The 10,582-nt window shown below is 55.9% G+C and carries 12 protein-coding genes and 3 pseudogenes; 6 read left to right on the plus strand and 9 right to left on the minus strand.

All coding sequences use genetic code 11. The annotated features are described in order from the left end of the window. The 4 genes and pseudogenes from PSF42_RS19965 to PSF42_RS19980 all read left to right on the plus strand — a co-directional run. On the plus strand, positions 1-278 hold a 278-nt coding region (locus PSF42_RS19965; protein ID WP_032001697.1), incomplete at its 5' end, for a dihydropteroate synthase. 127 nt (positions 279-405) lie between these two features. Beyond that, positions 406-906, plus strand: coding sequence for a GNAT family N-acetyltransferase (locus tag PSF42_RS19970; RefSeq protein ID WP_000376623.1), 501 nt, complete (start codon positions 406-408; stop codon positions 904-906). Positions 907-1,226: 320 nt separating this feature from the next. Then, positions 1,227-1,295: pseudogene (locus tag PSF42_RS19975) on the plus strand (EAL domain-containing protein); the annotation flags it as partial. Between the two features lie 117 nt (positions 1,296-1,412). After that, positions 1,413-2,177, plus strand: coding sequence for an IS6-like element IS6100 family transposase (locus tag PSF42_RS19980; RefSeq protein WP_001389365.1), 765 nt, complete (start codon positions 1,413-1,415; stop codon positions 2,175-2,177). Between the two features lie 139 nt (positions 2,178-2,316). Here PSF42_RS19980 and PSF42_RS19985 read toward each other — a convergent pair. The 8 genes and pseudogenes from PSF42_RS19985 to merT all read right to left on the minus strand — a co-directional run. Continuing rightward, positions 2,317-2,382: pseudogene (locus PSF42_RS19985) on the minus strand (EAL domain-containing protein); the annotation flags it as partial. A gap of 32 nt (positions 2,383-2,414) precedes the next feature. Then, positions 2,415-2,627 carry a DUF3330 domain-containing protein gene (locus PSF42_RS19990; RefSeq protein WP_000993245.1) on the minus strand — a complete coding sequence of 71 codons (213 nt, stop codon included), beginning with the start codon at positions 2,625-2,627 and terminating at the stop codon, positions 2,415-2,417. Between the two features lie 65 nt (positions 2,628-2,692). Beyond that, on the minus strand, positions 2,693-2,929 hold the full coding sequence (gene merE, locus PSF42_RS19995; RefSeq protein WP_001087807.1) for a broad-spectrum mercury transporter MerE: 237 nt from the start codon (positions 2,927-2,929) through the stop codon (positions 2,693-2,695). Further along, positions 2,926-3,291: a mercury resistance co-regulator MerD gene (gene merD / locus PSF42_RS20000; RefSeq protein ID WP_001277466.1), complete on the minus strand. Its 366-nt coding sequence runs from the start codon at positions 3,289-3,291 to the stop codon at positions 2,926-2,928. The genes merE and merD overlap by 4 nt, the downstream gene beginning before the upstream one ends. Before the next feature lie 17 nt (positions 3,292-3,308). Further along, the gene (gene merA, locus PSF42_RS20005) at positions 3,309-4,994 is read right to left on the minus strand and encodes a mercury(II) reductase (protein WP_000209296.1); all 1,686 of its coding nucleotides are present in this window, start codon (positions 4,992-4,994) and stop codon (positions 3,309-3,311) included. A 38-nt stretch (positions 4,995-5,032) separates the two neighbouring features. Further along, a complete protein-coding gene (gene merC, locus PSF42_RS20010; protein ID WP_000522996.1) occupies positions 5,033-5,458 on the minus strand; it encodes an organomercurial transporter MerC in 426 nt (141 codons plus the stop codon). 27 nt (positions 5,459-5,485) lie between these two features. After that, the gene (merP, locus tag PSF42_RS20015) at positions 5,486-5,761 is read right to left on the minus strand and encodes a mercury resistance system periplasmic binding protein MerP (protein WP_000732275.1); all 276 of its coding nucleotides are present in this window, start codon (positions 5,759-5,761) and stop codon (positions 5,486-5,488) included. A gap of 15 nt (positions 5,762-5,776) precedes the next feature. Next, the gene (merT, locus tag PSF42_RS20020; RefSeq protein WP_001294656.1) at positions 5,777-6,142 is read right to left on the minus strand and encodes a mercuric ion transporter MerT; all 366 of its coding nucleotides are present in this window, start codon (positions 6,140-6,142) and stop codon (positions 5,777-5,779) included. A gap of 71 nt (positions 6,143-6,213) precedes the next feature. On the opposite strand from merT, the gene merR reads away from it, so the two are divergent. Then, positions 6,214-6,669, plus strand: coding sequence for an Hg(II)-responsive transcriptional regulator (gene merR / locus PSF42_RS20025; RefSeq protein WP_001166628.1), 456 nt, complete (start codon positions 6,214-6,216; stop codon positions 6,667-6,669). A 23-nt stretch (positions 6,670-6,692) separates the two neighbouring features. Beyond that, a pseudogene (locus PSF42_RS20030) lies at positions 6,693-7,172 on the plus strand (RNA-guided endonuclease InsQ/TnpB family protein); the annotation flags it as partial. A gap of 1,075 nt (positions 7,173-8,247) precedes the next feature. Here PSF42_RS20030 and PSF42_RS20035 read toward each other — a convergent pair. Then, the coding region (locus PSF42_RS20035) for a Tn3 family transposase (RefSeq protein WP_272680536.1) at positions 8,248-10,582 on the minus strand (2,335 nt) is incomplete at its 5' end.

Below are 10,582 nucleotides of genomic sequence, written 5' to 3' on the forward strand. Positions count from 1 at the left end.
TGCACGTGCTGTCGAACCTTCAAAAGCTGAAGTCGGCGTTGGGGCTTCCGCTATTGGTCTCGGTGTCGCGGAAATCCTTCTTGGGCGCCACCGTTGGCCTTCCTGTAAAGGATCTGGGTCCAGCGAGCCTTGCGGCGGAACTTCACGCGATCGGCAATGGCGCTGACTACGTCCGCACCCACGCGCCTGGAGATCTGCGAAGCGCAATCACCTTCTCGGAAACCCTCGCGAAATTTCGCAGTCGCGACGCCAGAGACCGAGGGTTAGATCATGCCTAGCATTCACCTTCCGGCCGCCCGCTAGCGGACCCTGGTCAGGTTCCGCGAAGGTGGGCGCAGACATGCTGGGCTCGTCAGGATCAAACTGCACTATGAGGCGGCGGTTCATACCGCGCCAGGGGAGCGAATGGACAGCGAGGAGCCTCCGAACGTTCGGGTCGCCTGCTCGGGTGATATCGACGAGGTTGTGCGGCTGATGCACGACGCTGCGGCGTGGATGTCCGCCAAGGGAACGCCCGCCTGGGACGTCGCGCGGATCGACCGGACATTCGCGGAGACCTTCGTCCTGAGATCCGAGCTCCTAGTCGCGAGTTGCAGCGACGGCATCGTCGGCTGTTGCACCTTGTCGGCCGAGGATCCCGAGTTCTGGCCCGACGCCCTCAAGGGGGAGGCCGCATATCTGCACAAGCTCGCGGTGCGACGGACACATGCGGGCCGGGGTGTCAGCTCCGCGCTGATCGAGGCTTGCCGCCATGCCGCGCGAACGCAGGGGTGCGCCAAGCTGCGGCTCGACTGCCACCCGAACCTGCGTGGCCTATACGAGCGGCTCGGATTCACCCACGTCGACACTTTCAATCCCGGCTGGGATCCAACCTTCATCGCAGAACGCCTAGAACTCGAAATCTAACGTCCGTTCGGGCATCGAGGTCCATGTCGGGGTGGGACGGGCCCGTGGCTTCAAGATCACTTGCAGTCCGACCGCGATGTCTTGGTTGCGCGAGAGGTTGTCGATATCCTCCACTTCCATCATCAACCCTGGATAATGCCGCCGCCGTCATCGCCGCCGACGCCCGTGCCGGGCTTTTCGGGCCTGTCAGGCTTGCTCGGCCTTCAGCCTGCCTGGGCGAGATCTCCGGCGGACGGATTAACGGCGGAGCTTCGCCGCCTTTCGTGCGTGTGAAGGCCGAAGATAGTTCTCTCAAAAACATCCGTTTATGAGAGATACCAAATGTCATTTTCAGAAGACGACTGCACCAGTTGATTGGGCGTAATGGCTGTTGTGCAGCCAGCTCCTGACAGTTCAATATCAGAAGTGATCTGCACCAATCTCGACTATGCTCAATACTCGTGTGGGCTCTGTTGCAAAAATCGTGAAGCTTGAGCATGCTTGGCGGAGATTGGACGGACGGAACGATGACGGATTTCAAGTGGCGCCATTTCCAGGGTGATGTGATCCTGTGGGCGGTGCGCTGGTATTGTCGCTATCCGATCAGCTATCGCGACCTTGAGGAAATGCTGGCGGAACGCGGCATTTCGGTCGACCATACGACGATCTATCGCTGGGTCCAGTGCTACGCCCCGGAGATGGAGAAGCGGCTGCGCTGGTTCTGGCGGCGTGGCTTTGATCCGAGCTGGCGCCTGGATGAAACCTACGTCAAGGTGCGGGGCAAGTGGACCTACCTGTACCGGGCAGTCGACAAGCGGGGCGACACGATCGATTTCTACCTGTCGCCGACCCGCAGCGCCAAGGCAGCGAAGCGGTTCCTGGGCAAGGCCCTGCGAGGCCTGAAGCACTGGGAAAAGCCTGCCACGCTCAATACCGACAAAGCGCCGAGCTATGGTGCAGCGATCACCGAATTGAAGCGCGAAGGAAAGCTGGACCGGGAGACGGCCCACCGGCAGGTGAAGTATCTCAATAACGTGATCGAGGCCGATCACGGAAAGCTCAAGATACTGATCAAGCCGGTGCGCGGTTTCAAATCGATCCCCACGGCCTATGCCACGATCAAGGGATTCGAAGTCATGCGAGCCCTGCGCAAAGGACAGGCTCGCCCCTGGTGCCTGCAGCCCGGCATCAGGGGCGAGGTGCGCCTTGTGGAGAGAGCTTTTGGCATTGGGCCCTCGGCGCTGACGGAGGCCATGGGCATGCTCAACCACCATTTCGCAGCAGCCGCCTGATCGGCGCAGAGCGACAGCCTACCTCTGACTGCCGCCAATCTTTGCAACAGAGCCTCCGTCGCCATGCTCACCTCGCTTTGGTGCACACGAGTATTGAGCATAGTCGAGATTGGTGCAGATCACTTCTGATATTGAACTGTCAGGAGCTGGCTGCACAACAGCCATTACGCCCAATCAACTGGTGCAGTCGTCTTCTGAAAATGACACATGGCATCTGACATCAAGTTAGGGTATGCCTCAATCTGACGGCTGCGAACCGCCAGGGACAGGCGCAATGTCAGATTCTGTCGCGGCCTTGGCGCGTGCCTGGAAGCGTTCATAGCAATCCAGCCCGCAGAAATGTTCGACGTATTCCGCGCCTTCCGGGGTGAAGGCGGCATCGAGCGGAATTTCTTTGCAGCATACGCAGCAGGTGGTGCAACTGGCAGTGTTCGGGGCGTTTGCGTTCATGGTGGTACTCCTCCAGATTGGTAGCGAAGCTCAAAGCTGCCCACTCTCGGCTGGCTGGGAAGCGGTCATGATCTTCCCTTGAAGGCCCGCAGCAGCCGCGTCACAGACAGGACAAACAAGCCGGTCAGCGTGAGGGCTGCAATACCCCAGTGCTCCCCGATGAACGCGCCGGCCGTCGTGCCGGCTAGCACAATGGCGAGAATCGGCAAATGGCAGGGACAGGTGAGCACGGCCAGCGCGCCCCACAAGTAGCCGGTGATCGGTTTGTGCGTCTCAGACGGCAAGTGCTCTGGGCTGTTCATGGCAGACTCTCCGCGTGCTGTGCCGGTTCGGTTGGCATGGCGGCCAGTTGCATTTCGAGGCTGGCCAGGGCCTCGCGCCGACGCTCGACGAGTTGCCGCAACACGGCAAGCTGCGCAGACGCACCGTCACCGTCCGCAGCATCCAGCGCCCGGCACAGCCGCGCCAGTGCGTCCAGGCCGATACCCGCTTCGAAGGCAGCCCGTACAAAGCGCAGCCGTTGCAACGCGGTGTCATCGAACAAGCCGTAGCCGCCCGTGGTGTACGCGACCGGCCGTAGCAATCCGCGCAGCAGGTAGTCGCGCACGATATGCACGCTCACCCCGGCATCAAGGGCCAGCCGGGACACTGTGTAGGCGCTCATTGAACACCTCCTTTTCCTCATCCGGCGCAGCACGAAAGCTGCTTCACGTCCTTGCTGAAGGTCTGCGCCGCGAGCTTCAGCCCTTCGACCATGGTCAGGTAGGGGAACAATTGGTCGGCCAGTTCCTGCACGGTCATACGGTTGCGAATGGCGAGCACCGCCGTCTGGATCAGTTCACCCGCTTCCGGGGCCACCGCTTGCACGCCGATGAGCCGTCCGCTACCTTCCTCGATGACCAGCTTGATGAAGCCGCGTGTGTCGAAGTTGGCAAGCGCACGCGGCACGTTATCCAGTGTTAGCAGGCGACTGTCGGTCTCGATCCCGTCGTGATGTGCTTCCGCCTCGCTGTAGCCCACGGTGGCGACCTGCGGGTCGGTGAACACCACGGCCGGCATTGCGGTCAGGTCCAGGGCCGCATCGCCGCCAGTCATGTTGATCGCCGCACGAGTGCCGGCCGCTGCCGCCACATAGACGAACTGCGGCTGGTCGGTGCAGTCGCCGGCCGCGTAGATGTTCGGGCTACTGGTGCGCATGCCCTTGTCGATGACGATGGCCCCCTGCGCATTGACGGCTACCCCCGCCGCTTCCAATGCCAGGCTGCGCGTGTTCGGTGTCCGGCCGGTGGCGACCAGCAGCTTGTCGGCGCGCAATTCACCGTGCGTGGTGGTCAGCACGAATTCACCGTCCATATGGGCGACCTGGCTGGCTTGCGTGTGCTCCAGCACCTCGATGCCCTCGGCACGGAAAGCGGCTGTCACCGCCTCGCCGATGGCCGGGTCTTCACGGAAGAACAAGGTATTGCGCGCCAGGGCCGTGACCTTGCTGCCCAGCCGGGCAAAGGCTTGCGCCAGCTCCAGCGCCACCACCGACGAGCCGATTACGGCAAGGCGTTCGGGAATGGTGTCGCTCGCCAGGGCCTCGGTGGAAGTCCAGTAGGGTGACTCTTTCAAGCCCGGAATCGGCGGGACCGCCGGGCTGGCACCCGTGGCGACCAGGCAGCGGTCGAACATCACGACGCGCTCGCCACCCTCGTTCAAACTAACGATAAGGCTCTGGTCGTCCTTGAAACGCGCTTCACCGTGCAGAACGGTGATGGCTGAATTGCCGTCCAGGATGCCTTCGTACTTGGCATGACGGAGTTCTTCGACACGGGCCTGCTGCTGGGCCAGCAGCCGCTCGCGCAAGATCGTCGGCGGTGTGGGTGGCATGCCGCCGTCGAATGGGCTTTCCCGGCGCAGATGGGCGATGTGGGCGGCGCGGATCATGATCTTGGACGGCACACAACCGACGTTGACGCAGGTGCCGCCGATGGTGCCGCGCTCAATCAGCGTGACCTGCGCGCCTTGCTCGACGGCCTTCAGTGCTGCCGCCATCGCGGCTCCACCGCTACCAATGACGACGACCTGCAACGGGCGTTCGTTGCCACTGGGCTTATCAGCGGCCCCTATCCAGCCGCGCATCTTGTCGAGCAGGCCGGCGCGGTTGTCCGTCGGTGGCGCATCGGCAAGCGTTGCCTCGTAGCCCAGTCCGGCCACGGCGGTAGTCAGCGCATCCGATGACGTGCCCGCCTCAATGGCGAGTTGCGCTGTGCCCTTCGGATAGGACACCAGCGCCGATTGCACGCCGGGCACTTTCTCCAAGGCTTCCTTGACGTGAGCCGCGCACGAGTCGCAGGTCATCCCGGTGATTTTCAGGGTGGTCATGTATTTTTCCTTTTCTGTGGTGGCTACGGCTGTTGCCGTCAGCCACGTTGTTCTGGCAATTCACAGCTGTCCGGCCCGCAGCGGCGATGTGCTGGCGAGATGAAATCCCAGACCGACACCCCAACCATCAAGGCCAGGCCGACATAGAGCAGTCCACCGCTCTGCCAGCCGTAAGCCCGCATTAAAAACACCGCTGCCAGCACCAAGATCGGGCCTATCGTGCCGAGCGCCGTGCGTCGCCACTGTCGATGATTGAGCCAAGCGATAGCATTGGCGAGTAACGCGATGCCGGCGAACATCGGCAGCAGGATGCCAATGAATAGCCCCTCGTACTGGCTCAAGAAGCCCAGTCCGATGGCCGCGCCAAAGCTGGCGATGGCAGGAAAACAGGCGGCGCAGCCCATCGCGGAAACGACGCTGCCGAGCGCGCCGGTTTTGCCAGCGATGCGCGTGATGAGTCCCATGTGTCGCTCCCGAGTTCGGTTAACGGATCAGCGTTTGAGGCTGGACGGATAGCCCGCGTCCTCGGTCGCCTTGGTCAACTTCTGGACGTTGGTCTTGGCATCGTCGAAGGTGACGACGGCCTGGCGCTTGTCGAAACTTACGTCGGTCTTGCTCACGCCCTCAACCTTGGAAAGCGCGTGCTTGACAGTGATCGGGCAAGAGGCGCAGGTCATGCCAGGCACGGACAGCGTGACGGTCTGGGTGGCGGCCCACACGGGGGCAACAACGGCAGCGAGGGCGAGGGCGGCAAACAGTTTTTTCATGATGAACTCCTGTGATTAATAGAAAAATGGCATGACGTAGGGAAATCCGAGCGAGACCAGGACCAGCGCGGCCACGATCCAGAAAATGAGCTTGTAAGTAGCTCGCACTTGGGGAATCGCGCAGACCTCACCCGGTTTGCAGGCTTGCGCCGGGCGGTAGATGCGCCGCCAGGCGAAAAACAGCGCGACCAGCGCTGCGCCGATGAAGATCGGGCGATAGGGTTCCAGCACCGTCAGGTTGCCGATCCATGCCCCGCTGAACCCCAAGGCGATCAAAACCAGCGGCCCCAGGCAGCAGGCCGACGCAAGAATGGCGGCCAGCCCACCGGCGAAGAGCGCGCCGCGCCCGTTTTGTGGTTCAGACTTTTGTGGTTCAGACATACGCTTGTCCTTTCAAATTTGGTTTGGATAGCTTAAGCTTACTTCCGTAGTTATGTACGGAGTCAAGCGATATGCAAATTAATTTTGAGAATCTGACCATTGGCGTTTTTGCCAAGGCGGCCGGGGTCAATGTGGAGACCATCCGGTTCTACCAGCGCAAGGGCCTGCTGCCGGAGCCAGACAAGCCCTATGGCAGCATTCGCCGCTATGGCGAGGCGGATGTAACACGAGTGCGGTTCGTGAAATCGGCCCAGCGGCTGGGCTTTAGCCTGGACGAAATCGCCGAGCTACTGCGGCTGGAGGATGGCACCCATTGCGAGGAAGCCAGCGGCCTGGCCGAGCACAAGCTCAAGGATGTGCGCGAGAAGATGGCCGACTTGGCACGCATGGAGGCCGTGCTGTCTGAACTGGTGTGCGCCTGCCATGCGCGGAAAGGGAACGTTTCCTGCCCGCTGATTGCGTCACTGCAAGACGGAACGAAGCTCGCTGCATCGGCGCGGGGGAGTCACGGGGTGACTACGCCTTAGCGTGCTTTATTTTCCGAATTCTGAGACGACCCCGAATACAACTTGCATCCGTTCACGAACGGGTAGCCAATGCCCGTGCCGATTTTCAGCACAAGTTATCTCGTGCAATTGTTGACGAAAACCAAGCGGTAATTGTCGAGACGCTGAAAGCGGCAAATATGATGAAAAACCACCATCTGGCGCGTGCGATAGGCGATGCGGGATGGTCTGGATTCATCACAAAACTGGAATACAAAGCCGCAGAGAAAGGCGTGCATCTGGTGAAACTGGATCAATGGTTCGCCAGTTCGAAAACCTGCCATTGTTGCGGTCACAAGATGCCGGAAATGCCATTACATAAGCGCATATGGCAGTGTCCAGAGTGTGGAGTTGAACATGACCGTGATATCAATGCGGCGATCAACATCGAACGCAAGGGCATACTGGAATTACAAGCGGCGGGACTCGTCGTTTCTGCCCATGGAGGCCAGCGTAAATCCGTCACACAGACGGTTGCGGCCTAAGAAGTGGGAAGCCTCGCCCGACAGGGCGGGGAGCAGTCACCTCCGGTTTAATTGCATTAACGTGTCGTTCAGATAATGAAATTGTCTCATGGCGGAATAAGGGGTCGAATAGTGAGGCGGGAATCAATCTGTTATTTATTTCTCTCTCTTTGAATTGAAGATAACAGCGAGCAATTGGGTGCTAACTTTCTCGCACCGTTAATTCTTTGGTCAGTCTTATCCAGATTAAGTAAGCCCCTTTTGCTGAAAGAATGTGATGTTTAGAGAAGGGGGTTAGTTTTCTGGCCTTTCCCATTTACTGAAACATGTGGCGTAATTAATTTGAATGGAAGTGACGAGCAATAATAGCTTTGGTGCTTATCGCGGCATTAATCATTCGGGTAAAAACAGAGTCCTGACTTTGATATTTTTATATTAACAAACTGGTTTTAACTATCAGGTGACTTGATATATCCAGCCAGCGCGACGGAGATAATCAACGAGGCGGATTTACGTTGGTGAAACCCCACCAGTAGGGGGCTGATTTGAGGGAAGAAGGGGAAAGGAGTTGGGGGAATTTCCGGCATAAACCTGATAAATTAAACCAACATGCAAGAGAGGGGGTAAGCCCCTACGCTTCGCTCCGGGGCAGGGAGCTGGACATCACCGCCGTGCCTTTTTGTGAGAAAAACCGCGTACTACTTTTCCCCCTGAGATCGGGGTTGAGAATGATTCGGTGACAATTCCCACATCCGGTGACGAGTATTTAAAACCCGGTTCGGCCCTGGTCTGAAATTAAGCTGTGGGTGTTTTATTAAAGAGAGAAAAGAGAGATAGAAAAAAGAACGCCGGGTTTAGGCTCCGCACATTCTTCTTGGCGAGCGCCCCCAGAGATAAGAAGAGAAAATAAAGAGATAAGAAGAGAAAATAAAAGAGGGTGCAGGGATGCGGATTTTCAGCCATAAAATAGGTAAAGGAAAAGACAGGTTTCTCAGCGCGTTAGTCTTTTATCGCTATATTGCATGTTGGTTTAATTTATCCATAAATGTCGCTGTGATAAAAATGGGGTTCTACGCCGGAACCGCCGAAATTTCCGTTACCCTAGTTTTAGGCCGGCGACCAACTCATCTAAATCAATAATTTCATTACTGTTTTGAAAGGTATAATGGCCGTTCAGTAAAATGTGTTGCCAGGCCACCGGTGATATCCGAGTTAGAGCATCAATGCCTTTAGTATTGCCTTCCGCTTCCAGTCGCTCTAGTAATCGTGACAGGAGCGCTGAGTTGTAGTAGATGATTGCATTGGAAATTAACCGACCACATTGGTTGCTGATTTCCAATGCAATGTCATTTTTTCCTGTTAATTCCTTCTTTCCACCTACTTTGGCTATTGCAGCACGTAACTGGTGGTAGGATTCAACCCTGTTCTGGGAGCGCCGTATATTACGCTCTAACTGCGGGTCACGCAGGTACTTCAACGTGTAAATACTACGCACCAATCGGTCATATTCGAACAGAGCTCGTCTTGTTGGGTTGGTTGTTGAATATGTGCACAGTTTGCGGACTAACGTTCCTTGCGTCATTTCTTTCAATCCCAGCGTGGCCACAATGCGATCAAGATTGTTTTTTTCACGACTGATAAGCTCAAGATCAATCCGCCCTGCTGGTTGAATTAGACAATTTTTATAGGCTGATGGATCTCTGCCACAGTACAGCTCCTGTAGTTGCTTGTTCAGGTCTGTAAAATGAGGTTCAAAGCGCAAACCAAACCAGTGCAAGATCGCAAAGTTGGCTTTGTTTAAGCTGTGCATATCACCAGTGATGGCTGTGGGCTTCACCTCAGAAGTGTTTCTATACCAGATGTCAAAGACATGGTGGGCTTCATAGTCGTTTGTTCCAATTAGGTAGCCGTTAATCGGAATGTGGTTACACAGCATTGTGTAGGCGACCATGCCCTTACCTCGGCCAAAGTATTTACGCGAATGTCGAGCCTTTACTGTTGGTCGTTCAACTCCATACTTCTGTCCGTCAACAGCACCATAAAGTGTTTCAGGATCAAATGAATAGTATGGGAAAATTGACAGTGCCTCTATCGCGTTGGTAATACAGTCATTAGCTGTAACAAGTGACGCAAAACGGAGATATTGTTCGTACGTGCTTTCTAATACATGGAATGGAATATCGCTGGTTCGAGCCATTACATGATTACCATGATTCATTGCTTGAGCAACGATAACCGCCGTCAAACTATCGACATCAGCATTCTTTTTAGCATAACGGGGCTGTAGTGGTTTCATGGTTTGAAGAAAATTGCACTGCCCGTTAACAAAGCGAAAAACGTCAGCCACATCACAAAATGGTAGCTGTTCATAGAATCGCGTCTCTTTTGCCTTATTACGATTGACAACGGGTTTATGCCAAGTCAGCTTCTGCGTTTCTCTATCGTATATCACATGCTTCAACTTTCCCTGTTTTAGCTCGCGGTTGAATGCTTTCCATTGTCGATGCAGTTCAGACTCCAACTTCTTTAGTTGTGTTTTGATCGGCTTGTGCAAAAATGGGATATTCATTTCAGCCAGCACCGTCGCCTTTTTTCCTTCTGGTACCAGTTCATCAGAAAGATGACGATGACGGAGACTGTTATTGAGGTGGAATTCACCTGCCTGAAAGCGTTTTCTAATCTGTCGGTAGAGCCAGAACTCATAGCGCCCAGCATTCAGTCCAATGACTTCGCCACTCTCATCAAACTCTAGCAAATACGGGCGTAATCGTTTGGGTAATGTTCCCTTTGGGCATTCTGTTAGTGGTCGCTGCGAAAGCGTCTGCTTTTTACTGAATACCACCTTAAGCCAGTTCATGGCTTTTACCCACGGACTATCGCTGACTACACTGTTGAGGTCGAGCGACAGAAATAATGGTCGAAGGTGACGCCGGATTAATCCGGTCATACCATCGACAGCTTGCCACTGTAATGCCAGTTTGCTGACGGGTTTTACGCTCATACGCTGAGCGGTGGTTTGCAGTGTCTCCCGTGGCATAATCTTCCACGCTCTACGGCGCACTTCGCCAAAGGTGGTAAAGTCTGAGACACTATCATCAACATAAAGAGACAGCAGTCGTCCGATCTTAGGCGTTTCACGCCGGTGTTTTTCTTGAACGTCAACCAGAAGCTGCTTAGCTACACGGCGACTCTCATCCTCGATCTTTTTCAAATGGAAAAACATGGCTTCCACCAAGTTATCGCTGAACTGACGATAACGAACCCATGCATAACACAGCAGATAAAGACGCGCCTGCTCGGGTTTCAGTTGACGCAGATCGTAAACGGTATAGAAATTTGCCAGACTCGCGTAGTACAACAGGTTTTGCTGAGAAATATTCAGTGTAGGTAAAATATTGCAGGCTTTATGGTGCAGTGGTTCCAAAATGGGG

The organism is Providencia sp. PROV032 (assembly GCF_028484875.1).
Lineage (GTDB): Bacteria > Pseudomonadota > Gammaproteobacteria > Enterobacterales > Enterobacteriaceae > Providencia > Providencia rettgeri_E.

Excerpts from the sequence above, each read along its gene's own strand:
- merD (WP_001277466.1), bottom strand. The coding sequence starts at position 3,291 with ATGAGCGCCTACACAGTGTCCCGGCTGGCCCTTGATGCCGGGGTGAGC.
- merT (WP_001294656.1), bottom strand. The coding sequence starts at position 6,142 with ATGTCTGAACCACAAAAGTCTGAACCACAAAACGGGCGCGGCGCGCTC.
- PSF42_RS19970 (WP_000376623.1), top strand. The coding sequence starts at position 406 with ATGGACAGCGAGGAGCCTCCGAACGTTCGGGTCGCCTGCTCGGGTGAT.
- PSF42_RS19990 (WP_000993245.1), bottom strand. The coding sequence starts at position 2,627 with ATGAACGCAAACGCCCCGAACACTGCCAGTTGCACCACCTGCTGCGTA.
- PSF42_RS19980 (WP_001389365.1), top strand. The coding sequence starts at position 1,413 with ATGACGGATTTCAAGTGGCGCCATTTCCAGGGTGATGTGATCCTGTGG.
- merE (WP_001087807.1), bottom strand. The coding sequence starts at position 2,929 with ATGAACAGCCCAGAGCACTTGCCGTCTGAGACGCACAAACCGATCACC.
- merA (WP_000209296.1), bottom strand. The coding sequence starts at position 4,994 with ATGACCACCCTGAAAATCACCGGGATGACCTGCGACTCGTGCGCGGCT.
- merC (WP_000522996.1), bottom strand. The coding sequence starts at position 5,458 with ATGGGACTCATCACGCGCATCGCTGGCAAAACCGGCGCGCTCGGCAGC.
- merP (WP_000732275.1), bottom strand. The coding sequence starts at position 5,761 with ATGAAAAAACTGTTTGCCGCCCTCGCCCTCGCTGCCGTTGTTGCCCCC.
- merR (WP_001166628.1), top strand. The coding sequence starts at position 6,214 with ATGCAAATTAATTTTGAGAATCTGACCATTGGCGTTTTTGCCAAGGCG.